We start from the raw sequence: 22,217 nt of genomic DNA, 5'->3' as shown, positions 1-22,217 counted from the left end.
GGCAAGTCGCCGCGGCGCCACATTCCGGGAGCAAGAGATGGATCTGGCTGGCAAGAAAATCGTACTGGGCCTCACCGGCGGCGTCGCCTGCTACAAGGCCGCCATGCTGGCGCGCGAACTCGGCCGCGCCGGCGCGTCGGTGCAGGTGGTGATGACCGAGGCGGCGACCCGCTTCATCACCGCCGTCACCATGCAGGCGCTGACCGGCAACACGGTCTACACAGACCAGTGGGATGCGCGCATGGACAACAACATGCCGCACATCAACCTCACCCGTGAGGCCGATGCGGTGGTGATCGTGCCCTGCTCCACCGACTTCATCTCCAAGCTGGCCCATGGCGCCTGCGACGACCTGCTCTCCACCCTCTGCGTGGCACGACCGGCGCATGTGCCGCTGATGGTGGCACCGGCCATGAACGTGGAGATGTGGCAGAACCCGGCCACGCAACGCAATGTGCGCCAGCTGCGGGCGGACGGCATCGTGCTGCTCGGCCCCGATGCCGGGGCGCAAGCCTGTGGCGAGGTCGGCGAAGGCCGCATGCTGGAACCGGCACAGCTGCTGGAAGACATCGTCGCCGCCTTCCAGCCCAAGCTGCTGGCGGGACGTCGCGTGCTGCTGACGGCCGGGCCGACCTTCGAACCCATCGACCCGGTGCGCGGCATCACCAACCTGTCCTCCGGCAAGATGGGCTATGCCATCGCCCGCGCGGCCCGCGAAGCCGGTGCCGAGGTGGTGCTGGTCTCCGGCCCGACGGCGCTGGAGTCACCCTATGGCGTGGCCCGCATCGACGTGCAGACGGCACAGCAGATGCACGACGCCGTCATGGCCAATGTCGCTGGCCAGGACCTGTTCGTGGCGGTGGCGGCAGTGGCCGACTGGCGCGTGGCCAATGCCAGCACGCAAAAGCTCAAGAAGCAGCACGAACACGACACTCCGCACCTGGAATTCATCCAGAACCCCGACATCCTGGCGGCGGTCGCCGCCCTGCCGCAACGCCCGTATTGCGTGGGCTTTGCTGCCGAATCGGAGAACCTGGAACAATACGGCGCGGCCAAGCGGATCAAGAAGAACATTCCGCTACTGGTGGGCAATATCGGCCACCAGACCTTTGGCCGCGACGACAACGCCCTGATGCTCTTCGACGCCCAGGGCCACAGCGCCCTGCCACGCGCCGACAAGCAGACCCTGGCACGCCAGCTGGTGCGCGAGATCGCGCGCCGCCTGGCCTCCTGAACCACCACGGCCCGCGCCTTGCGGGCCGTGTCTTTTGATCTCTACCACGCATCCATGAAGACTATCGATATCAAGATCCTCGACCCCCGCATGAAAGACCAGCTGCCGGCCTACGCCACTCCGGGCAGCGCCGGCCTGGACCTGCGCGCCTGCATCGATGCGCCACTGACCCTGGCCCCGGGTTCGACCCACCTGGTCCCGACGGGCCTGGCGATCCACCTGGCAGACCCGAACTACGCCGCCGTGATCCTGCCGCGCAGTGGCATGGGCCACAAGCATGGCATCGTGCTGGGCAATCTGGTGGGCCTGATCGATTCTGACTATCAGGGACAATTGATGATCTCCACATGGAACCGCGGCAGCACCGAGTTTGTCCTAAACCCCATGGAACGCCTGGCGCAGCTGGTGATCGTGCCGGTACTGCAGGTCGGCTTCAATGTGGTGGAAGAATTCGACAGCAGCGAACGCGGCGCCGGTGGTTTTGGCAGCACAGGCAAACACTGATGGAGAATCGCATGCTCGTATCCGCCCTGCCGGCATGGCAGAAGTTGAGGAATCTCGCCACCCTGGCGCCGCTGGCCATCCTGGCCGCCTGCGCCACCCAGGAACCGACGGTCAGCAGCCCGCCGTCGGCCACCTGGCCCTCCCCGGCCACGCAGGCCGCCGCACCGACGGCCCAGGCCACCAATCCGCTGCAAAAGCCCCTGCGTGATCTCATCTCGCAACAAGACCGCCTCTATCGCGTGGCCGCGCCCTTGCTGACCAGCAACGCCCAACTGTGCCGCGGCAATGCCCGCAACCTGCTGGGCTTCACGGCCAAGAACCGCTACTCCTTCCCCATCGAATACGTCGAGACCGCGCGCAGCCTGGGCTATGACGACCGCCTGCAAGTGACCGGCGTGCTGCCCGGCAGTGGCGCCGAACAGGCCGGCATCAAGCGTGGCGACCTGCTGGTCTCGGTGGCCGGCAAGCCCATGCCGCAAGGCACTGACGCCGAACGCCAGGCCGCCGTGCTGCTGAGCCCGCTGGTCATCAAGAAGGCCCCCATCGCACTGGGCGTGCAACGCGGCGGCCAGACCAGCACCGTCAACGTCCCGCTGACTTTCGCCTGTGCCTTCAGCATCGAGCTGGGCAATGCGGACAACGTCAACACCTATGCCGACGGCCGCCGCGTGCTCATCACCCGTGGCATGCTCAACTTCACACAATCGGACGATGAACTGGCCTACCTGATCGCCAAGGACATGGCCCACAACATCCTGGGCCACGCGATCCGCCAGCGCATGGTCTCCACCATCGCCGAAGTGATCGACAACCTGCTGCTGCCGCATCCGGACCCGACCACCACGGCCGGCACCGCTGGTATCCGCGTCTATCCGCAGGACCTCGATGCCGCCGCTGACACGCTCTCGCTGTACCTGCTGGCCCGCGCCGGCTACAACATCGACAACGTACCGGCCTTCTGGAAGCGCCTGGCGGACCAGTATCCGGCCAGCGTACCCAACGGCTACACGGCGCTGCATCCGGCCACCGCCTATCGCCTCTCGATGATCGACAAGGTCACGCAGATCGTGAAGGCCAAGCAGGAGGCGGGCAAGCCGCTGGTACCGTAAATGTGGTGAGATGAAGCAATTGATGTGAAGACGGCGCGGTGAAGACCGCGCCGTTTTTCTTTTATGGATCGTTTGCTTGGGCGCGCCTTCGATACGCCGCTGCGCGGCTACTCAGGTCGAACGGGAGTCAGTGTGCAATGCCAACGAATTTGCGGCCTAGTGACCGTTCGACCTGAGTAGCGGCAACGCCGCGTATCGAAGCCTGTCCTGAGCCCAGCCGAAGGGGCACTCTGAGCTGTCCAACAAAAAAGCCACGCCGGTTTCCCGACGTGGCCTTGTTGGTCTGGCTGATACGGCTTATTCGACTTCGAGCTTCTCTTGCGGCTCTTCCGGCGGGGACGAATCGTCGCCCTCGGGGAACTCCAGCTTGATCTGGTCCTTGTCGTCCATCTCCACCGTGACACGACCACCACTGACCAGCTTGCCGAACAGCAGCTCGTCGGCCAGCGCCTTGCGGATCAGGTCCTGGATCAGGCGCGACATCGGGCGTGCACCCATCAGTGGATCGAAGCCCTTCTTGCCCAGGAACTTGCGCAGGCTGTCAGTGAAGACGGCTTCCACCTTCTTCTCGTGCAGTTGCTCTTCCAGCTGCATGAGGAACTTGTCGACCACGCGCAGGATGATTTCTTCGTCCAGCGGGCGGAAGCTGATGATGGCATCCAGACGGTTGCGGAACTCCGGGGTGAACATGCGCTTGATGTCCGCCATCTCGTCGCCGGCTTCCTTCTTCTCGGTGAAGCCGATGGTGCGCTTCTGCAGGCTCTCGGCACCTGCATTGGTGGTCATGATGATGATCACGTTGCGGAAGTCGGTCTTGCGTCCGTTGTTGTCGGTCAGCGTGCCATGGTCCATCACCTGCAACAGGATGTTGAAGATGTCCGGATGCGCCTTCTCGATTTCATCAAGCAGCAGCACGGCGTGCGGCTTCTTGTTGATGGCCTCGGTCAAGAGACCACCCTGGTCGAAGCCGACATAGCCCGGCGGCGCGCCGATCAGGCGGCTCACTGCATGGCGTTCCATGTACTCGGACATGTCGAAGCGCACCAGCTCGATGCCCAGGATGAAGGCCAGCTGCTTGGCCACCTCGGTCTTGCCCACACCGGTCGGACCGGAGAACAGGAAGGAGCCGATCGGCTTGTCGGTCTTGCCCAGGCCGGCGCGGGCCATCTTGATGGCCGACGACAGTGCCTCGATGGCGGGATCCTGGCCGAACACGACATTCTTCAGGTCGCGGTCGATGGTCTGCAGCTTGGCGCGGTCGTCCTGGTTGACCGATTGCGGCGGGATGCGGGCGATCTTGGAAATGATTTCCTCGATTTCCGGCTTGCCGATGGTCTTCTTCTGCTTGGACTTGGGCAGGATGCGCTGGGCCGCACCGGCTTCGTCGATGACGTCGATCGCCTTGTCGGGCAGGTGACGGTCATTGATGAAGCGGGCCGCCAGTTCAGCCGCCGAGGTCAGCGCGGAAGCGGAATACTTCACGCCATGGTGTTCCTCGAACTTGGACTTCAGGCCACGCAGGATCTGCACGGTCTGTTCCACGGTCGGTTCGTTCACGTCGATCTTCTGGAAGCGACGCGACAGCGCGTGATCCTTCTCGAAGACGCCACGGAATTCGGTGTAGGTGGTCGCACCGATGCACTTCAGCTGGCCGCTGGAGAGCGCCGGCTTGAGCAGGTTGGACGCATCCAGGGTGCCACCCGAGGCCGAACCGGCACCGATGATGGTGTGAATTTCGTCGATGAAGAGGATGCCGTTGGGGCTGTCCTTCAGTTGCTTCAACACCGCCTTGAGACGTTGCTCGAAGTCACCGCGATACTTGGTGCCGGCCAGCAGCGCGCCCATGTCCAGCGAGTAGACGACGGCGTTCTTGAGGATCTCGGGCACGTCGCCTTGCGTGACGCGCCAGGCCAGGCCTTCGGCGATGGCAGTCTTGCCCACGCCGGCTTCGCCCACCAGCAGCGGGTTGTTCTTGCGGCGACGGCACAGGGTCTGGATCACGCGCTCGACCTCGGAGTCGCGGCCGATCAGCGGATCGATCTTGCCTTCGGCAGCGGCCTTGTTCAGGTTCTGGGTGAACTGGTCGAGCGGGCTTTCCTTCTGCTGACCTTCGGCCTGCACGTCCTCGGCACCTTCCGGCGCCTTCTGCGGATCGGCCTGCTGGTCCTTGCGCACGCCATGCGAGATGAAATTGACCACGTCCAGGCGCGTCACTCCCTGCTGGTGCAGGTAGTACACCGCGTGCGAATCCTTCTCGCCGAAGATGGCCACCAGCACGTTGGCGCCGGTGACTTCCTTCTTGCCATTGGACGCCGACTGCACGTGCATGATGGCGCGCTGGATGACACGCTGGAAGCCCAGCGTGGGCTGGGTATCCACCTCGTTGGTGCCGGGCACCGTGGGGGTATTGTCGGTGATGAAATTGGTCAGCGTCTTGCGCAAGTCGTCAATATTCACCGAGCAGGCACGCAGCACTTCGGCGGCCGACGGGTTGTCCAGCAACGCCAGCAGCAAGTGCTCCACGGTAATGAATTCATGACGCGATTGTCTGGCTTCGACAAAGGCCATATGCAAACTGACTTCAAGTTCCTGCGCAATCATGCTTCCTCCATCACGCATTGCAGGGGGTGCCCTGCTTTTCGAGCGTGGGTTAAAACGAGTTCAACTTTTGTGGATGCAATATCCTTGGGATATACACCGCACATTCCCTTCCCATCGCGGTGAACCTTGAGCATGATCTGCGTCGCGGTTTCACGGTCCTTGTTGAAATACTGCTGGATGACGGCGACGACGAATTCCATCGGCGTGTAGTCATCGTTCAACAATAGTACCTGGTACATCGGGGGAGGCTTGAGCTTGGACTCTTGCCGCTCCAACACTGTACCGCTGTCATTTTCGTGCTTGGTTGCCATGCGTTTATTCGACCATCAAAGCTGTGCAACGCACAATGATCACGTAACCTCTAGATGAGATAGATATTACGCGTTTTCCCGACCTTGCGCAGATGACGATGATTTATCCTAAATCAAGGGCTCACTGGCCCATCGTGCAAACAAGACCACAAACTCAAATCTAAAAACTGCTTGACTTTTCGATTTCCAGCGAGAAGAATGGAATTTCGTTGATTAGTAGTTACTAAATGTAACCGCTGATTGAGAGAAGGGGGCACGGTATAAGGGGGGCTGCGTGACGCGCGATGCTTCTTGCTTTGACGGCTCGTGTGATAGTTTTTATTTGAAAGATGCTTTTATGGCAACAGGTACTGTCAAGTGGTTCAATGATTCCAAAGGCTTTGGCTTTATCACTCCGGATGACGGCGGCGAAGATTTGTTCGCACACTTCTCCGCAATCCAGATGAACGGCTTCAAGACCCTGAAAGAAGGTCAAAAAGTCCAGTTTGACGTTACGCAAGGCCCCAAAGGCAAGCAGGCATCGAACATCCAGAACGCCGCCTAATCCCCGGCTTTCTCTGAAAAGCCCCGCTCTGCGGGGCTTTTTTCGTTTCTGCGCCCTGCACCGTCGGCGATGCTGCCCCAAAAAGCAGAACAGCCGGGTCACCCCGGCTGCTGTTGCCTGCTTGCCCTGGCAAATCGCCTGGACGTCACATGTTCTCGATCATGGCCTCGCCGAATCCCGAGCAGGACACCTGGGTCGCGCCCTCCAGCAGGCGCGCGAAGTCATAGGTGACGCGCTTGGAGGAGACCGATTTCTGCATCGCGGAAATGATCAGGTCAGCTGCTTCGAGCCAGCCCATGTGGCGCAGCATCATTTCGGCCGACAGGATGCTGGACCCCGGATTGACGTAGTCCTTGCCGGCATACTTGGGTGCGGTGCCGTGGGTGGCTTCGAACACCGCCACCGAATCCGACATGTTGGCGCCCGGCGCGATACCGATGCCGCCGACCTGGGCCGCCACCGCATCCGAGATGTAGTCACCGTTCAGGTTCATCGTCGCAATCACGCTGTATTCGGCCGGACGCATCAGCACCTGCTGGAAGAAGGCATCGGTGATGGCATCCTTGATCACGATCTGGCGACCGGTCCTGGGGTTCTTCAGACGCATCCACGGGCCGTCGTCGATCAGCTCGGCGCCGAATTCGCTACCCGCCAGGGCATAACCCCAGTCACGGAAGGCGCCTTCGGTGAACTTCATGATATTACCCTTGTGCACGAGCGTGACCGACGGCTTGTCGTGGTCGATGGCGTACTGGATGGCCTTGCGCACCAGACGCTCGGTACCCTCGCGCGACACCGGCTTGATGCCCAGCGCGGAGGTCTCGGGGAAGCGCAGCTTCTTGACGCCCATCTCGCGGGTCAGGAAGTCGATGACCTGCTTCACCTCTGGGGTGCCCGCCTGCCATTCGATACCGGCATAGATGTCCTCGGAGTTCTCGCGGAAGACCACCATGTCGGTCTTCTCCGGCTCGCGCAGCGGCGAGGGCACGCCCTTGAAGTAGCGCACCGGGCGCAGGCAGACATACAGGTCCAGCTGCTGGCGCATGGTGACGTTGAGCGAACGGATGCCGCCACCCACCGGCGTGGACAAGGGTCCCTTGATCGACACCAGGTAATCCTTGAGCACCGACAGCGTCTCTTCGGGCAGCCAGACATCCGGGCCATACAGCTTGGTGGACTTTTCACCGGCGTAGATTTCCATCCAGTGGATCTTGCGCGCACCGCCATAGGCCTTTTCCACGGCAGCGTTGACCACCTTGAGCATCACCGGCGTGACGTCCACGCCCACGCCATCGCCCACGATGTAGGGAATGATGGGATTGTTGGGCACATTGAGGGTGTCATCAGCGTTGGCCGTGATCTTGCTACCTTCGGCTGGCACTTGGATATGTTGGTACGACATCGAGTTCTCCGGCGGTTGAGGCGGTGGGGCAATGGAAAGCATCAGTGACAATCATGAGCAAGAGGCCACCATGGCGGGCTCTTGCATGAATTGCCATGCAAGCGGGGAATTTTAAGAGATTTCCGGCATTCCAGTCGGAAAATTCCCCGCAGCAGCATGAAAAGTCTTATATAAGACAGAGGACATACCAATCGATTATGCATCAGGATTTTACGCAAAGCCATGTTTTTGCGACACTAGCGTATGCCCCTGATCTTATTGAACAAACCCTTCCAGGTGATGAGCCAGTTCTCGGCTCATCCCGACCGCCAGACCCTGGCCGATTTCATCACCCTGCCCGACGTCTACCCGGCGGGTCGGCTCGATGCCGACAGCGAGGGCCTGCTGCTGCTCACCGACGATGGCAAGCTGCAGCACGCCATCAGCCACCCGCGCCGCAAGCAACCCAAGACCTACCTGGCCCAGGTCGAAGGCCTGGCCAGCCCGCAGGCGCTGGAACAGCTACGCAACCCGCTGGACCTGGGCGACTTCGTGACCCAGAAATCGGACGCCAAACTGATCCAGGAACCCGCCTGGCTGTGGCCACGCAATCCACCCATCCGCCAGCGCCTGAACCAGCCCACCAGCTGGATCGCCCTCACCATCAGCGAAGGCAAGAACCGCCAGGTGCGCCGGATGACGGCGGCGGTCGGTTTGCCGACCTTGCGCCTGGTACGCATTGCCATCGGGCCGTTTTCGCTGGCGACCCATCCGCTGCTGCCGGGCGAATGGAAAGAAGTGGATGCGCAGGCGCTGGACAACTAAGAGGGCGACAAGTTGTGAACTTTTGACAACATCTTGACCATTGAGATACCTGGTTCTTCTTAAATACTCATAAAAAAGATGAAAGTTAGTGTCAACCTTCGCACCGCCCCATCGTTATTGGCAGTGATTCGCACGAATCATCGTTTGCCTCACATCCCTAACATGTTGAATTGAAGGACGCAAAATGAAAAAACTGATCGCCGCTCTGATCGCTTCCCTGTTCGCTAGCGCCGCTTTCGCTCAAGCTGCTGCTCCGGCCGCTCCGGCTGCTGACGCTGCCAAGACCGAAGCTGCTGCTCCGAAGGCAAAGAAGGCAAAGAAGGCCAAGAAGTCGAAGAAGGCAAAGAAGGCCGCTCCGGCAGCTGACGCCGCCGCTAAGTAATTCGCGTTTGGCAATTCAAAAAGGCAGGCTAGTCCTGCCTTTTTTCATGCCCGCTCGCCGCGCAATACCCACCCCGGGACGATTCCCCTGGCGACGCCCTGCTGTTATCCTGCCTGTCCCTGTGCCTGCCCCAATACGATTATTGACCATGCGCCAAACCCGCCTGCCCCAGCTGTCCCGCTTCATCCTCCGCACCACTGCCGCCCTGCTCACCCTGGGCTGTATCGCCAGCGCCAGCGCCCAGACGCCTGCGGTGCGCAAATTTCCCACCACGCAACTCAATATCGGCATCCACCTGATCAAGGCAGAAGTTGCCCAGACCGAGGCCGAGCGCGAACAAGGCCTGATGTTCCGCGAAAAGATGGCGGACAACGAAGGCATGCTCTTCCTCTTCGGCGCGCCCGCCGGCGTCTGCATGTGGATGAAAAATACCCTGATCCCGCTGTCGGTGGCCTTCATGGATGAAAAAGGCGTCATCATCAACATCGAGGAAATGAAGGAACAGACCCTGGATTCGCACTGTGCCAAGCGCGGGGCGGTCTATGCGCTGGAAATGAACAAGGGCTGGTTCAAGCAGAAGAACATCAAGCCCGGCACCAAGATCGACGGCTTGCCGCAATAAGGCAACCGCCCGCGCATGGCGCTACGGCGCCATGCCTGCCGCGGCAACATCAGCAACATCAGCAACATCGGCAACAAAAGAAAGCGTCGCACAAATGCAAAAACCGCTTACGAATAAGCGGTTTTCTTGTACTGCGTGCCGAAGCGGGATGACCCGCATCAGCATCAAGCCAGGTGCAAATTAAGCAGCCAGGGCCTTCAGGGCAGCAGCCAGACGGCTCTTGTGGCGAGCAGCCTTGTTCTTGTGGATGATCTTCTTGTCGGCGATGCTGTCGATGGTCGACACGGAAGATTGGAACACGCTGGTTGCAGCAGCCTTGTCGCCGGCAGCGATTGCCTTGCGAACAGCCTTGATTGCGGTGCGCAGGGTCGAACGCTGGCTCGAGTTGTGAGCGTTTTGCTTGACTGCTTGACGAGCACGCTTACGTGCCTGTGCGGTATTTGCCATGAAATTATCCTAAATCGAGAGTCGTTTGCGCCGCAAACCCCTAGGACTCGCGATGCCAAATTCTGTAAAGCATCGGATTATAACCAGATTTCCCTGGCAAGGCAATCAAGTTGTCAGTATCTCCGGTAAACACGCGCCATCCGTTGCGAAGCGGCCCACAATGGCCGTCCTCGCCCTTCCACGGCAGATTGCCTGAAAGAAATTACCGACAGGCAGCGAACCAGCCGCCCCTGCCGCCACTCTACTGCGACCCGCCACCCTCAGGCGCCCCGCTATAATGCCGCTCCATGAACTTGCATAAAACGCTAGCCGCCATCTCCGGCATGACGATGCTCTCGCGCATCACCGGACTGGTCCGGGAAATCCTATTTGCCCGCGCCTTCGGCGCCTCCGCCTACACCGACGCCTTCAACATCGCCTTCCGCATCCCCAACCTGCTGCGCCGGTTGTTTGCCGAGGGCGCATTTTCGCAGGCCTTCGTCCCCATCCTGGCCGAATACAAGAACCAGCGCGGCGTGGAGGAAACCAAGCACCTGGTGGACCACGTCGCCACGGTGCTGATGTGGGTCATGCTGCTGACCTGCGTGGCCGGCATCATCGCCACGCCCTTCGTGGTCTACTTCATCGCCACCGGGCTGCAATACAACCAGGATGCCTTCCACGCCTCGGTGCTGATGACGCGCATCATGTTCCCCTACATCGGCTTCATGGCCTTCGTGGCGCTGGCCGGCGGCATCCTCAATACCTGGAAGGAATTCCGCATCCCGGCCTTCACTTCTGTCTTGCTCAACGTGGCCTTCATTGTCGCCTCGCTGTTCGTGGCGCCCTTCATGGCGCAGCCCATCTATGCGATGGCCTTCGCGGTGCTGGTGGGCGGCATCCTGCAGGTGGCCATCCAGGTGCCGGCACTGATGAAGATCGGCATGCTGCCGCACCTCTACCTCAATCCGCTGCTGGGCCTGCACGACAAGGGCGTCAAACGGGTGCTGCAAAAGATGGGGCCGGCCGTCTTTGCCGTCTCGGCCGCGCAGATCAGCCTGATGATCAATACCAACATCGCCTCGCGCCTGGAACATGGCAGTGTGTCCTGGCTGTCCTATGCGGACCGGCTCATGGAGTTTCCGACCGCCCTGCTGGGCGTGGCGCTGGGGACCATCCTGCTGCCCAGTCTCTCCAATGCCCACGCCGCCCAGGACAAGGAAGAATATTCCTCGCTGCTGGACTGGGGCCTGCGCATGACCTTCATGCTGGCCATGCCGGCCGCCGTGGCGCTGGCCACGCTGTCCGAGCCGCTGACGGCCACGCTGTTCCACTACGGCCGCTTCGACGCCCTCTCCGTGACCATGACCAGCCATGCACTGGTGGCCTATGGCGTCGGTCTGATCGGCCTGATCCTGGTGAAGATCCTGGCCCCCGGCTTCTACGCCAAGCAGGATATCCGCACCCCGGTGATGATCGCCGTAGGCGTACTCATCGCTACCCAGCTGATGAACAGCATCTTCGTGCCCATGTTCGCCCACGCCGGCCTGGCGCTGTCGATCGGCCTGGGCGCCTGCCTGAACGCCATCTGCCTCTTCATCGGCCTGCGCCGTCGCCAGATCTACGTACCGCGTCCGGGTTGGGGATTGTTCCTGGCACGCCTGACTGGCGCCCTGCTGGTACTGGCAGGCGTGGCATTGTGGATCGCCGGCCATTTCGACTGGATCGCCCTGCGCGCCCATCCGGTGGAGCGCATCGGCGCGCTGGCGCTGGTCATCGTGGTCTGCGGGGCGGCCTACTTCGGCCCCCTGTTCGCGATGGGATTCCGGCTGCGCGAATTCAAGCGCATCGCGCGCCGTTGAAGCCGGCCCTCAACCGCTCAGGATAAAGGTGGGGATGCATGCTTCAGCGCCAGTCGCCGCGGCTGAAACAAAAGAATTCGTTAGGCGCTGCACAGACCTGACACAGCGCGAAATATTTTGATAGGATGAACGTCATGACGCTCACCTCCCTCGATTATTTCGCTTCGCTGGTGCGCCAGGACGATTCGATCCCGTTGTTCGAATCCGCCCTGACGTTGGGACAGGACTTTTATCCCGAAATGGATTTCGCCGAGGAAGAGATGGCGCTCGACACGCTGGCCGCCAAGCTCAAGCAACGCCTGCCCTCGGACGCCTCGCAGATCCAGAAGCTGCGCATGCTGAACCATTTCTTCTTCCAGGAAATGGCCTTCGCCGGCAACGTCAACAACTATTACGATCCCGACAACAGCTACATCCACCGGGTCATCTCGACCCGGCGTGGCATTCCGATCTCGCTGGCGGTGGTCTATATCGAGCTGGCCCAGCATATCGGTCTGGATATGAAGGGTGTGTCATTCCCCGGTCATTTCCTGATGAAGCTGTCGGTGCAATCCGGCGAGATCGTGCTCGATCCCATGAATGGCTCCAGCCTCTCCCGGGAAGAGCTGGAAGAGCGCCTGGAACCCTTCCTGGCGCATCCCCCCGAAGACGATTTCGGCGACGAACTGCCGCTGGCCGCCTACCTGCGCGCGGCGCATCCGCGCGAGATCCTGGCGCGCATGTTGCGCAACCTCAAGGCCATCTTCATGGAGAGCCAGCGCTGGCAACAGGTGCTGGATGTGCAGGAGCGCCTGGTGATCCTGCTGCCCGAGGAAATCACCGAAAAGCGCGACCGCGGCCTGGCCTATGCCAACCTGGGCCTGGCCCAGGCGGCGCTGGAGGATCTGGAAGCCTACCTGGCCATGCGTCCCCATGCCGAGGACGCGCCCAACCTGCGCGAGATGCTGCCCGACCTGCGCGAAGCACTGCGCAAGCCGAACTGATCCCGCCACAGCGGCGGCTTACTTCTTCCCCTCGATCTCTTCCCAGCGTTCCAGGCTGACCAGCAGCTCTTCGTCGATCTCGGCGAAGCGCTGGTTCAGCTTGACGGCTTCATCGGCGCCCTTCTTGTACAGGTCAGGGTCGGCCAGCTTGGCGGACACTTCCTTCTGTTCCGCCTCCAGGGCAGCGATGCGCTGGGGCAGTTCTTCCAGCTCGCGCTGCTCCTTGTAGCTCAGCTTCTTCTTGGCCGGCTGGGGTGCCGATGCAGGCGCAGGCGCGGCCATGGTGGACTCGGCCTTCACTTCATTCTTGTCGGCAGCCTTGGCCGTACCCTTGGCGGGGGCTGCCTGGGCGGCCGGACGCTGACGCTCCCAGTCGGAATAACCACCCACGTATTCGCGCCACACGCCATTGCCCTCGGCGGCAATCACCTGGGTCACCACGTTGTCCAGGAACATGCGGTCGTGGCTGACCAGGAACACCGTGCCAGGATATTCTTCCAGCAGTTCTTCCAGCAGTTCCAGGGTATCGATGTCGAGGTCGTTGGTCGGTTCGTCCAGCACCAGCACGTTGGCCGGCTTGGCGAACAGGCGCGCCAGCAGCAGGCGGTTGCGCTCGCCACCGGAGAGCGTGCGCACCGGCGAACGGGCACGCTCGGGGGCAAACAGGAAGTCGCTCAGGTAGGTCATCACGTGCTTGCGCTGGCCGTTGATCTCGACCCAGTCGCTGCCCGGCGCGATGGTGTCGGCCAGCGAGGTTTCTTCGTTCAGTTGCGCGCGCATTTGGTCGAAGTACGCCACCTGCATCTTGGTACCCTGCTTGACGGTGCCGCTGTCGGGATTTTCCTCGCCCAGGATCAGCTTCAGCAAGGTGGTCTTGCCGGCACCGTTCTGGCCGATCAGGCCGACCTTGTCGCCACGCATGAGGATGGTGCTGAAGTCGCGCACGATGGTCTTGGGGCCGTAGGCCTTGCTGACGTTTTCCAGTTCCGCCACGATCTTGCCGGAGCGCTCGCCAGTGCCCACTTCCAGCTTGACCTGACCTTGCCGGTCGCGGCGCTCGCTGCGCTGCACCCGCAGCGCTTCCAGGCGGCGCACGCGGCCTTCGTCGCGGGTACGACGGGCTTGCACACCCTTGCGGATCCAGACTTCTTCCTGCGCCAGGAACTTGTCGAACTTCGCATTTTCCACTTCCTCGTTGGCCAGCAGCTCGGCCTTGCGGGCCTGGTAGGTGCTGAAGTTGCCGGGGAAGGACAGGATCTTGCCGCGATCGAGTTCGATGATGCGGGTCGAGACGTTATCCAGGAAGCTACGATCGTGGGTGATGAAGAGCAGGCTGCCCTTGAAGTCGCGCAGCAGGCCTTCCAGCCACAGGATGGAGCCGAAGTCGAGGTGGTTGGTCGGCTCATCCAGCAGCAGCACGTCGGGGTTGCCCACCAGGCCGCAGGCCAGCGCCACGCGCTTCTTCATGCCGCCGGAAAGCTCGCCGATACGGGCATCGCGGTTCAGGTTCAGCTTGTCCAGGGTGGTCTCGACCTTGTTGCCGATGGACCAGGCGTCAGCCGCATCGAGCACGGTCTGGATCTGGTGCATGCGCTCCAGCAGGGCGTCGTCGTTGTCGCCGCCGAACTGGCCGGTGATGGCTTCATATTCGGCCAGCAGGGCCGGCAGCTCACCGAGGCCGGAGGCCACGGCGTCGAAGACCGTCATCTCTTCCGGGAAATGCGGTTCCTGATCGACATAGGCGATCTTGAGGCCCTGCTGCATCACCAGGAGGCCATCATCCAGCTTGGAGCGGCCGGCGATGATCTTCAGCAGCGAGGACTTGCCGGTGCCGTTGCGGCCGATCAGGCCGATGCGTTCGCCGGTCTCCAGCGAGAATTCGGCGTGATCGAGAAGCGCGACGTGGCCGAAGGCCAGTTGTGCGTCGCTGAGGGAAATGACTGCCATAGCGTGCTCTGCGTGAAACTACGTGAATGCGACGGCCGCGGCCGCGCAGGAAGGATGCATCGATGCACCAGGGGCGCCTGAAAAAGACGCGAGAGCGGCATTGTACCGACTGCGCCAGGGAAATGCTCCCAAATGCTGCCGGAAACACGTGCCGCCGGCCCGGTTTGCCACATGACAATTGAAAAAATCACAAAACAGGCGAAAAAGACCGGAAAACCGCCGATTTGCCCCGTCAAACGGGAACGCTGTTACATCTGCTTAAGCATTGCCCACGCCCGCCGCGCCGGGCCCGGGGTCCGATGCTGTAAGATAGCGCATCCCGATTCCTGCACATCCCATGCCTCTTCCATCTTCTACGGCGTCGTTACGCCGCCAGCGCGGTTTCCTCAATCCCAACATCGCCAAGTTCATCGGACTGTCCATCGTCGGCCTGGGCATTGCCGGCGCCCTGCTGGTGGTCTATGCGCTGATCTTCATCAATCCGCGCCTGCCTTCGCTGGACCTGATCACCGACTACCGCCCCAAGGTGCCGCTGCGCATCTGGTCGCAGGACAAGGTGCTGCTGGGTGAATTCGGCGAGGAAAAGCGCAGCCTGGTCAAGCTCGACGATATCCCGGCCGACATGAAGAATGCCGTGCTGGCCATCGAAGACTACCGTTTCTATGAACACGGCGGCATCGACTGGATCGGCATCGCCCGCGCGCTGGCCACCGACGTACTGCGCGGCAAGGCCTCCCAGGGCGCCAGCACGATCACCATGCAGGTGGCGCGCAATGTCTTCCTGACCAAGGAAAAGACCTTCTCCCGCAAGCTCTATGAAGTACTGCTGGCCAACAAGATCGAGCAGACCCTGACCAAGGACCAGATCCTGGAGGTCTACATGAACCAGATCTACCTGGGCCAGCGCGCCTTCGGCTTCGCCGCCGCCGCCCGCACCTATTTCGGCAAGGACCTCAAGGATGTCACCCTGGCCGAAGCGGCCATGCTGGCCGGCCTGCCCAAGGCGCCCTCGGCCTACAACCCCATCGTCAATCCCAAGCGCGCCCACATCCGCCAGCAGTACATCCTGCAGCGCATGCTGGACGTGGGCTTCATCACCCAGGCCCAGTACGACAAGGCCGCCAAGGAAGAGCTGAAGGTCCGAGCCCCCGGCAGCCAGTACACGGTGCATGCCGAGTACGTCAATGAAATGGTGCGCCAGATGGTCTACGCCCAGTACAAGGAAGATACCTATACCCAGGGCTACAACGTCTACACCACCATCAATGCCGCCGACCAGCAGGCCGCCTACGTGGCCGTGCGCAAGGGCGTGATGGACTACGACCGCCGCCATGGCTATCGCGGCCCGGAAGAGACCATCGAGCTGCCCGCCAATGCCGACGATCGCGCCTCCGCCATCGACGACGTGATGGATGACCACCCCGACAACGACGACATCCTCGCCGCCGTGGTAGTGGCCGCCAGCCCCAAGCAGATCGATGCGGTGCTGCGCAGTGGCGACAAGATCAGCATCAAGGGCGATGCCCTGCGCTTCGTGGCCTCTGCCCTGTCGGACAAGGCGAAGAAGGAAGTGCGCATCGCCCCGGGCGCGCTGATCCGCGTGATGCAGGACGCCAAGCAGAACTGGCAGGTGGTGCAGTTGCCGCAGGTGGAAGCGGCGCTGGTGTCGGTGGTGCCGCAGGATGGCTCCATCCGTTCGCTGGTGGGCGGTTTCGACTTCACCCAGAACAACTTCAACCACGTGACCCAGGCCTGGCGCCAACCGGGCTCGACCTTCAAGCCCTTCATCTATTCGGCGGCGCTGGAGAAGGGTTATGCGCCCTCCTCCATCGTCAACGATGCGCCGGTATCGTATCCGGCCGGCCCTGGCCAGCCGAACTGGGAACCCAAGGATGACGAAACCCCGGCCGGCCCGATGACGGTGCGCACCGCCCTGCAGAAGTCGGTGAACCTGGTGGCCATCCGCACGCTGGACAACATCGGCGTGCCCTATGCCAAGGACTTCATCACCGGCACCTACGGCTTCGATCCGGACAAGGTCCCGCCCTACCTGCCCATGGCGCTGGGCGCGGGCCAGACCAATCCGCTGCAACTGTCGGCGGCCTATTCGGTGTTTGCCAACGGTGGCTACAAGATCCAGCCCTACCTGATCGCGCAGATCACCGATGCACGTGGCAAGGTGCTGTCCAAGGCCGAACCGCTGGTGGTGGGCGATGGCGCGCCGCGCGTGGTGGCCGAGCGCAACAGCTACATGATGACCAACCTGCTCAAGTCCGTGGCCCAGCGCGGCACCGGTGCGCGCAGCAACAGCATCGGTCGCGGTGACCTGGCCGGCAAGACCGGCACCACCAACGATGCCGTCGATGGCTGGTTCGCCGGCTACCAGCGCACGCTGGCCACTGTCGTGTGGATGGGTTACGACCAGCCCAAGAGCCTGGGCGGCATGGAATTCGGCGCCCAGCTGGCGCTGCCGATCTGGGTCGACTACATGAGCAAAGCCTTGAAGGGGGTGCCGGAGTTCGATCAGCCGGTACCGGATGGCATCCGCATCATCGATGGTGAACCCTACTACGACAACTTCACGCCCAATAACGGTCTAGTGACCAATGTGGGCGTGACGGTGGTGGATGCGATCTCCAACTTCTTCGGCTGGACACCCAGCCAGACGCCCGCCGCCTCCGGCAGCGGCAACCAGCCGGCGCCCAATGTGCCGGGTACGTCGCCGGCCAGCCCGGCAACGGCTCCGGCCACACCGGGGTCGCGCACCCAGAACGAGAATGCCAAGCGTTTCCTGGACAATACCAACCAGGGACATTGAAGCTGATCGAGGCAAGCCGGGGCAAGGTAGACCACATGGACCGGGCCCCAAAAAAGGAAAAAGCGCAGAAGTTACCTTCTGCGCTTTTTTTATGCTGGCGCCCCCGACACGGATCGAACGTGTGACCTATCCCTTCGTACCACTATGGCTTTCGCCACCAATTGCATGTTTGTGGTCTGGACTATACCTTGGCCATGGGCGGGTGCATGCACACTCGCCTTGAGGCCGGAGCCGTCTAGTCTCTACACCTTCCGTCCTGCACGCAGGAACCGGCTTGGCTCGGTATTGCCAGCAGCCGCAAGGTCACGGGGACGATGCGCTGTCAGGGTTCACCGACTTTGACTCCATTCACGCGGCGCCTTTCGGCATCCGGTGCCCAATACATTTAGGAGGGGATCGCTCTATCCACTGAGCTACGGGGGCAGCAAGGCCGCTATTGTATCCGCTGCGACAGGGCTTGCAAAGCCGCAAGCAATCGCCGCCATACACTACAATAGAAAAATGCGCTTGCTCACAACAAACATGAAGAGTATTGCTGCCACCGCGCTGGGGACGTGGTTTGCCTGCGGACTGGCCCTGGCCCAGCAACCCGCCACCACGGCCAATCCGCCCGGCATGGCCGATCGCGTGGCGGCCTGCATCGCCTGCCATGGCAAGGAGGGGCGCGCCACGGCCGATGGCTACTATCCGCGTATCGCGGGCAAGCCGGCGGGCTACCTGCTGAACCAGTTGCAGGGTTTCAGGGATGGCCACCGCCGCTATCCGATGATGAATTATCTGCTGGCCAATCTTTCCGACGACTACCTGCAGCAGATCGCGACCTTCTTCGCCGCCCAGCATCCGCCCTACCCGCCGCCAGTCGCCCCCGAGGCCAATGCGGCAGTGCTGGAACGCGGACGCCTCCTGGTCAGCGAGGGCGACCGGCAACGCCGCATTCCGGCCTGCATCGCCTGCCACGGCAAGCAGCTCGGTGGCGTGCAACCCGCCATTCCCGGCCTGCTGGGCCTGCCGCGTGACTACATCAACGCCCAGCTGGGCGCCTGGCGCAATGGCGAGCGCAGCGCCAGGGCCCCGGATTGCATGGGCGCCATCGCCCGCGAACTGACACCCGAGGACATCAACGCCGCCAGCAGCTGGCTCTCGGCGCAAGCCGTACCAGCCAGCTATGCCCCGGCCAGCACGCTGGCCGCACCGCTGCCGCGCCAGTGCGGCAGCCTGCCGCAGTCCGCCGGAGCGCATCCATGAGAATGCGCCTGCGCGGGGTCATCGGTATCCTGCTGGCCGCCGTGGTCGCCCTGCCGGCCGCCGCGATCGCGTGGCAGATGCTGCGCCACGAAGAGGCCGGCGTGGCCAATCCGGTCAGTGACCGCAGTGCGCAGCTTGTGCAGGGACGCTATCTGGCCCGTGCCGGCAATTGCATGGCCTGCCATACCGCGCGGGGCGGTGCCGAGTATGCGGGCGGGCGTCCCATCGCGACCGATTTCGGCACGCTCTACACCTCCAACATCACCCCTGACAAGACGACCGGTATCGGCCAGTGGAATGCGGACGATTTCTGGCGTGCCCTACACCATGGACGCGGACGCGATGGCCGCTTCCTCTATCCGGCCTTCCCCTATACCAGCTACACCCGCCTGAGCCGCGACGACAGCGACGCCCTCTTCGCCTATCTGCAGAGCCTGCCGCCGGTCGCGCGTGCCAACCAGCCGCATGCCCTGCGCTTCCCCTATGACCAGCGCATCCTGCTGGCGCTGTGGCGCACGCTGTATTTCTCGCCCGGCAGCTACCAGCCGGATACGACCCGCAGCGCCCAGTGGAATCGCGGCGCCTATCTGGTACAAGGTGCCGGCCATTGCAGCGCCTGCCATAGTGCGCGCAACGGCCTGGGCGCCAACGTGGCGCCACTGGCCCTGGCCGGCGGCGTGATCCCGGCGCTGGACTGGTATGCACCGGCGCTGCATGGCGGCGAGCAGGGACTGGGCAGCTGGCGCGACGAGGATCTGGCGGCCCTGCTCAAGACCGGGGTGTCGACACGCGGGGCCACGCTGGGGCCGATGTCGGAAATCGTCAGGCGCAGCCTGCAATATCTGGACGACGCCGATATCGCGGCGATGACGGTCTACCTGCGCTCGCTGCCGCCCGCCAGCGCCAGCAGCGTGGCGCAAACGGCGCAGCCGGAACCGGCCGAAGCCGAGCGCATCATGAAACTGGGCAAGCGCCTGTATGGCGACCATTGCGTCGATTGCCACGGCGGCCGTGGGCAAGGCAGCGCACCGGACTACCCGCCGCTGGCCGGCAACCATGCCATCGCCAGCGCACATCCCGTCAACGCCATCCGCGCCGTGCTCAATGGCGGCTTCCCGCCCTCCACCACCGGCAATCCCTATCCCTTCGGCATGCCGCCGTTCGGGCCGCAGCTGAGCGACCAGGAGGTGGCTGCCGTGGTCTCCTACCTGCGCAATAGCTGGGGCAACCAGGGCAGCTTCGTCTCGGCGGCCGAGGTCAACCGCTATCGCAGCGTGCCGCTGGATTGACGCCGGCACCATGAAAAAAGGCGATCCTCGGATCGCCTTTTTCAACTGCCTGAGCCTGCCAGCGCTACTGCTCGCTGCTGAGCTTGTAGCCCATGCCCCGCACCGTCTGCACGTAGTGCGCCAGATCGCCAAGCGACTTGCGCAGGCGCATGATGTGCACGTCCACCGTACGCTCCTCGATGAAGGTATGGTCGCCCCAGACCTTGTCGAGCAACTGCGCGCGCGAGAAGATGCGCTCGGGATGCGCCACCAGGTAGCGCAACAGCTTGAACTCGGCCTGGTCCAGCGCTACCTGGCGGTCGGCCAGCGAGACCTGGCGGCGCTCGACGTCGATGCTGATCTCACGGTACTTCAGGGCCTGGCTGCCGATCTCGGGCGCCTTGCGCCGCAGCAGCGCCTGCACCCGCGCCACCAGTTCCTTGGGCGAGAACGGCTTGGTGACGTAATCATCAGCGCCTTCGTTCAAGCCCTTGACCTTGTCTTCCTCCATGCCCTTGGCGGTCAGCATGATGACCGGCAGCGCCGCCGTGCGCGGTTCGCGTCGCAATTCGCTCAGCAAGGCAAGACCGGTGCTGTCGGGCAGCATCCAGTCCAGCAACACGATATGTGGCAGCGACTCGCCGATCAGCTGGCGCGCCTGCGCCACGTCGCTGGCGATGGTGGTGGCAAAGCCGGCCCCCTGCATCGTGAAGCGCAACAGCTCCGCGATGCTGGGTTCGTCCTCGACCATGAGAATGTGGGGTAACTCTTTTGACATCGTCCTTCTATCCGCAACAACCCTGACTCAAAGCACCTTGGCCGCGATACGCTGGGCCATGCTGCGCGCCAGGTCGGCCTGTTGGGCTTCGACCATCACACGGATCAGCGGTTCGGTGCCCGACGGACGCAACAGCACGCGGCCGCGCTCACCCAGTTCTTCTTCCACGGCGGCCTTCTCGGCCTGCAGCGCGGCATTGGACTTCCAGTCGTAACCTGCCGGGATCTTCACATTGACCAGCGACTGCGGATACATGGTGATATCGGCCGTCATCTCCGCCAGTGTCTGGCCGCTGCGCTTCAAGGCCGTCAGCACCTGCAGCGCCGAGACGATGCCGTCGCCGGTGGTGTGCTTGTCCAGCGCCAGCAGGTGGCCCGAACCTTCGCCGCCGAGCAGCCAGCCCTTTTCCTGCAGCACTTCCAGCACGTAGCGGTCGCCGACCTTGGCACGCTCGAAGCCTACGCCCATCTTCCGGAAGGCCACTTCCAGCGCCATGTTGGTCATCAGGGTACCGACCGCGCCCTCGACCGGGCCGGTGGCCAGGCGATCCTTGACCATCAGGTACAGCAATTCGTCGCCGTTGTAGATACGGCCCTCGCCATCGACCATGATCAGGCGATCGGCGTCGCCATCCAGGGCGATGCCCAGGTCGGCGCGGTATTCGCGGACCGAGGCGACCAGGGTCTTGGGCGCAGTGGCGCCACAGTCCTCGTTGATGTTCAGGCCATCGGGCTGGTTGCCGATGGTGATGACTTCGGCACCCAGTTCGTGGAACACGTGCGGCGCGATGTTGTAGGCCGCGCCGTGGGCGCAGTCGACCACCAGGCGCATGCCGCGCAGGTTCATGGCGCTGGGGAAGGTGCTCTTGCAGAATTCGATATAACGACCGGGCGCATCGGAGAGGCGACGGGCCTTGCCCAGCTTCTCGGAGGGCACGCAATCCATGGGTTGTTCCAGGGCGGCCTCGATGTCGGCCTCGACCGCGTCGGGCAGCTTATTGCCGCTGGCGGAAAAGAACTTGATGCCGTTGTCGTGATACGGGTTGTGCGAGGCCGAGATCACCACGCCGGCCGACAGGCGCAGCGCGCGGGTGAGATAGGCCACCGCCGGCGTAGGCACCGGACCGGGCAGCCAGACATCCACGCCGGCAGCGGCAAAACCGGCCTCCAGGGCGGCTTCCAGCATGTAGCCGGAGATCCGGGTGTCCTTGCCGATCAGCACCGTGGGCCGTGCCATGCCATCCTTGGCCTTGGCCAGCACCTTGCCGGCCGCATAGCCCAGGCGCATGACGAAATCAGGAGTAATGGGTGCAACGCCCACACGACCGCGCACGCCATCGGTGCCGAAATATTTTGCTGCCATATCAGGTTTGTCCTT

General features: G+C 62.7%; 19 protein-coding genes. 12 read left to right on the top strand and 7 right to left on the bottom strand.

Annotation, left to right across the window (positions count from 1 at the left end):
- Positions 1–37: 37 nt before the first annotated feature.
- The 3 genes from coaBC to ACIPHN_RS13320 are packed head-to-tail and all read left to right on the top strand — an operon-like array spanning position 38 to position 2,847.
- Entirely contained in the window at positions 38–1,234 is a 1,197-nt protein-coding gene (gene coaBC, locus ACIPHN_RS13330) for a bifunctional phosphopantothenoylcysteine decarboxylase/phosphopantothenate--cysteine ligase CoaBC (RefSeq protein ID WP_400436861.1), read from the top strand.
- 54 nt (positions 1,235–1,288) lie between these two features.
- Positions 1,289–1,738 (top strand): dUTP diphosphatase, encoded by a 450-nt coding sequence (dut, locus tag ACIPHN_RS13325; RefSeq protein WP_400436858.1) that lies wholly within the window; start codon positions 1,289–1,291, stop codon positions 1,736–1,738.
- 11 nt (positions 1,739–1,749) lie between these two features.
- Positions 1,750–2,847 (top strand): M48 family metalloprotease, encoded by a 1,098-nt coding sequence (locus ACIPHN_RS13320; protein ID WP_400436856.1) that lies wholly within the window; start codon positions 1,750–1,752, stop codon positions 2,845–2,847.
- Positions 2,848–3,144: 297 nt separating this feature from the next.
- On the opposite strand, the gene clpA is transcribed toward ACIPHN_RS13320, so the two are convergent.
- Complete coding sequence (gene clpA, locus ACIPHN_RS13315) at positions 3,145–5,448, bottom strand: ATP-dependent Clp protease ATP-binding subunit ClpA (protein ID WP_400436854.1); 2,304 nt, start codon at positions 5,446–5,448, stop codon at positions 3,145–3,147.
- The gene (clpS, locus tag ACIPHN_RS13310; RefSeq protein ID WP_198984766.1) at positions 5,445–5,759 is read right to left on the bottom strand and encodes an ATP-dependent Clp protease adapter ClpS; all 315 of its coding nucleotides are present in this window, start codon (positions 5,757–5,759) and stop codon (positions 5,445–5,447) included. The genes clpA and clpS overlap by 4 nt, the downstream gene beginning before the upstream one ends.
- A gap of 337 nt (positions 5,760–6,096) precedes the next feature.
- On the opposite strand from clpS, the gene ACIPHN_RS13305 reads away from it, so the two are divergent.
- Entirely contained in the window at positions 6,097–6,303 is a 207-nt protein-coding gene (locus tag ACIPHN_RS13305) for a cold-shock protein (RefSeq protein ID WP_006463169.1), read from the top strand.
- 145 nt (positions 6,304–6,448) lie between these two features.
- On the opposite strand, the gene icd is transcribed toward ACIPHN_RS13305, so the two are convergent.
- Positions 6,449–7,705, bottom strand: a complete 1,257-nt coding sequence (gene icd / locus ACIPHN_RS13300; protein ID WP_400436851.1) for an NADP-dependent isocitrate dehydrogenase — start codon at positions 7,703–7,705, stop codon at positions 6,449–6,451.
- A gap of 243 nt (positions 7,706–7,948) precedes the next feature.
- Between icd and ACIPHN_RS13295 the strand changes: the two genes are divergently transcribed.
- From ACIPHN_RS13295 to ACIPHN_RS13285, 3 genes are all read left to right on the top strand, one after another.
- Positions 7,949–8,509 (top strand): pseudouridine synthase, encoded by a 561-nt coding sequence (locus ACIPHN_RS13295; RefSeq protein ID WP_400436848.1) that lies wholly within the window; start codon positions 7,949–7,951, stop codon positions 8,507–8,509.
- A 184-nt stretch (positions 8,510–8,693) separates the two neighbouring features.
- Positions 8,694–8,891, top strand: coding sequence for a hypothetical protein (locus ACIPHN_RS13290; protein WP_198984763.1), 198 nt, complete (start codon positions 8,694–8,696; stop codon positions 8,889–8,891).
- A 148-nt stretch (positions 8,892–9,039) separates the two neighbouring features.
- The gene (locus tag ACIPHN_RS13285; protein ID WP_400436846.1) at positions 9,040–9,513 is read left to right on the top strand and encodes a DUF192 domain-containing protein; all 474 of its coding nucleotides are present in this window, start codon (positions 9,040–9,042) and stop codon (positions 9,511–9,513) included.
- 180 nt (positions 9,514–9,693) lie between these two features.
- Here the strand turns inward: ACIPHN_RS13285 and rpsT are convergent, their stop codons facing one another.
- Positions 9,694–9,960 carry a 30S ribosomal protein S20 gene (gene rpsT, locus ACIPHN_RS13280; protein ID WP_006463174.1) on the bottom strand — a complete coding sequence of 89 codons (267 nt, stop codon included), beginning with the start codon at positions 9,958–9,960 and terminating at the stop codon, positions 9,694–9,696.
- A gap of 287 nt (positions 9,961–10,247) precedes the next feature.
- Here rpsT and murJ point away from each other — a divergent pair, with 287 nt between their 5' ends.
- Positions 10,248–11,801 carry a murein biosynthesis integral membrane protein MurJ gene (murJ, locus tag ACIPHN_RS13275; protein ID WP_400436843.1) on the top strand — a complete coding sequence of 518 codons (1,554 nt, stop codon included), beginning with the start codon at positions 10,248–10,250 and terminating at the stop codon, positions 11,799–11,801.
- A gap of 134 nt (positions 11,802–11,935) precedes the next feature.
- Entirely contained in the window at positions 11,936–12,784 is an 849-nt protein-coding gene (locus ACIPHN_RS13270; RefSeq protein ID WP_400436841.1) for a SirB1 family protein, read from the top strand.
- A gap of 18 nt (positions 12,785–12,802) precedes the next feature.
- Here the strand turns inward: ACIPHN_RS13270 and ACIPHN_RS13265 are convergent, their stop codons facing one another.
- Complete coding sequence (locus ACIPHN_RS13265; RefSeq protein ID WP_400436839.1) at positions 12,803–14,731, bottom strand: ATP-binding cassette domain-containing protein; 1,929 nt, start codon at positions 14,729–14,731, stop codon at positions 12,803–12,805.
- Positions 14,732–15,068: 337 nt separating this feature from the next.
- On the opposite strand from ACIPHN_RS13265, the gene ACIPHN_RS13260 reads away from it, so the two are divergent.
- The 3 genes from ACIPHN_RS13260 to ACIPHN_RS13250 all read left to right on the top strand — a co-directional run bounded on the left by ACIPHN_RS13260 (position 15,069) and on the right by ACIPHN_RS13250 (position 20,083).
- On the top strand, positions 15,069–17,549 hold the full coding sequence (locus tag ACIPHN_RS13260; protein ID WP_400436837.1) for a penicillin-binding protein 1A: 2,481 nt from the start codon (positions 15,069–15,071) through the stop codon (positions 17,547–17,549).
- Between the two features lie 522 nt (positions 17,550–18,071).
- Positions 18,072–18,794 carry a c-type cytochrome gene (locus tag ACIPHN_RS13255; RefSeq protein WP_400436835.1) on the top strand — a complete coding sequence of 241 codons (723 nt, stop codon included), beginning with the start codon at positions 18,072–18,074 and terminating at the stop codon, positions 18,792–18,794.
- A complete protein-coding gene (locus ACIPHN_RS13250; protein ID WP_400436833.1) occupies positions 18,791–20,083 on the top strand; it encodes a c-type cytochrome in 1,293 nt (430 codons plus the stop codon). Before ACIPHN_RS13255 ends, ACIPHN_RS13250 begins: the two co-directional genes overlap by 4 nt.
- 64 nt (positions 20,084–20,147) lie before the next feature.
- Here the strand turns inward: ACIPHN_RS13250 and ACIPHN_RS13245 are convergent, their stop codons facing one another.
- Positions 20,148–20,840 (bottom strand): response regulator, encoded by a 693-nt coding sequence (locus tag ACIPHN_RS13245; protein ID WP_400436830.1) that lies wholly within the window; start codon positions 20,838–20,840, stop codon positions 20,148–20,150.
- 27 nt (positions 20,841–20,867) lie between these two features.
- A complete protein-coding gene (glmM, locus tag ACIPHN_RS13240) occupies positions 20,868–22,202 on the bottom strand; it encodes a phosphoglucosamine mutase (protein WP_400436828.1) in 1,335 nt (444 codons plus the stop codon).
- Positions 22,203–22,217: the final 15 nt, after the last annotated feature.

Source organism: Herbaspirillum sp. NPDC087042 (assembly GCF_044745245.1).
In the GTDB taxonomy this organism is placed as follows: Bacteria; Pseudomonadota; Gammaproteobacteria; order Burkholderiales; family Burkholderiaceae_D; genus Herbaspirillum.
This window is presented reverse-complemented; position numbering and strand designations above follow the sequence as displayed.

Coding starts and splice junctions, on each gene's coding strand:
- ACIPHN_RS13250 (WP_400436833.1), top strand. CDS start 18,791: ATGAGAATGCGCCTGCGCGGGGTCATCGGTATCCTGCTGGCCGCCGTG.
- murJ (WP_400436843.1), top strand. CDS start 10,248: ATGAACTTGCATAAAACGCTAGCCGCCATCTCCGGCATGACGATGCTC.
- ACIPHN_RS13320 (WP_400436856.1), top strand. CDS start 1,750: ATGCTCGTATCCGCCCTGCCGGCATGGCAGAAGTTGAGGAATCTCGCC.
- ACIPHN_RS13270 (WP_400436841.1), top strand. CDS start 11,936: ATGACGCTCACCTCCCTCGATTATTTCGCTTCGCTGGTGCGCCAGGAC.
- glmM (WP_400436828.1), bottom strand. CDS start 22,202: ATGGCAGCAAAATATTTCGGCACCGATGGCGTGCGCGGTCGTGTGGGC.
- ACIPHN_RS13295 (WP_400436848.1), top strand. CDS start 7,949: ATGCCCCTGATCTTATTGAACAAACCCTTCCAGGTGATGAGCCAGTTC.
- dut (WP_400436858.1), top strand. CDS start 1,289: ATGAAGACTATCGATATCAAGATCCTCGACCCCCGCATGAAAGACCAG.
- clpA (WP_400436854.1), bottom strand. CDS start 5,448: ATGATTGCGCAGGAACTTGAAGTCAGTTTGCATATGGCCTTTGTCGAA.
- ACIPHN_RS13290 (WP_198984763.1), top strand. CDS start 8,694: ATGAAAAAACTGATCGCCGCTCTGATCGCTTCCCTGTTCGCTAGCGCC.
- clpS (WP_198984766.1), bottom strand. CDS start 5,759: ATGGCAACCAAGCACGAAAATGACAGCGGTACAGTGTTGGAGCGGCAA.
- coaBC (WP_400436861.1), top strand. CDS start 38: ATGGATCTGGCTGGCAAGAAAATCGTACTGGGCCTCACCGGCGGCGTC.
- ACIPHN_RS13260 (WP_400436837.1), top strand. CDS start 15,069: ATGCCTCTTCCATCTTCTACGGCGTCGTTACGCCGCCAGCGCGGTTTC.
- ACIPHN_RS13255 (WP_400436835.1), top strand. CDS start 18,072: ATGAAGAGTATTGCTGCCACCGCGCTGGGGACGTGGTTTGCCTGCGGA.
- ACIPHN_RS13285 (WP_400436846.1), top strand. CDS start 9,040: ATGCGCCAAACCCGCCTGCCCCAGCTGTCCCGCTTCATCCTCCGCACC.
- ACIPHN_RS13305 (WP_006463169.1), top strand. CDS start 6,097: ATGGCAACAGGTACTGTCAAGTGGTTCAATGATTCCAAAGGCTTTGGC.
- icd (WP_400436851.1), bottom strand. CDS start 7,705: ATGTCGTACCAACATATCCAAGTGCCAGCCGAAGGTAGCAAGATCACG.
- ACIPHN_RS13265 (WP_400436839.1), bottom strand. CDS start 14,731: ATGGCAGTCATTTCCCTCAGCGACGCACAACTGGCCTTCGGCCACGTC.
- ACIPHN_RS13245 (WP_400436830.1), bottom strand. CDS start 20,840: ATGTCAAAAGAGTTACCCCACATTCTCATGGTCGAGGACGAACCCAGC.
- rpsT (WP_006463174.1), bottom strand. CDS start 9,960: ATGGCAAATACCGCACAGGCACGTAAGCGTGCTCGTCAAGCAGTCAAG.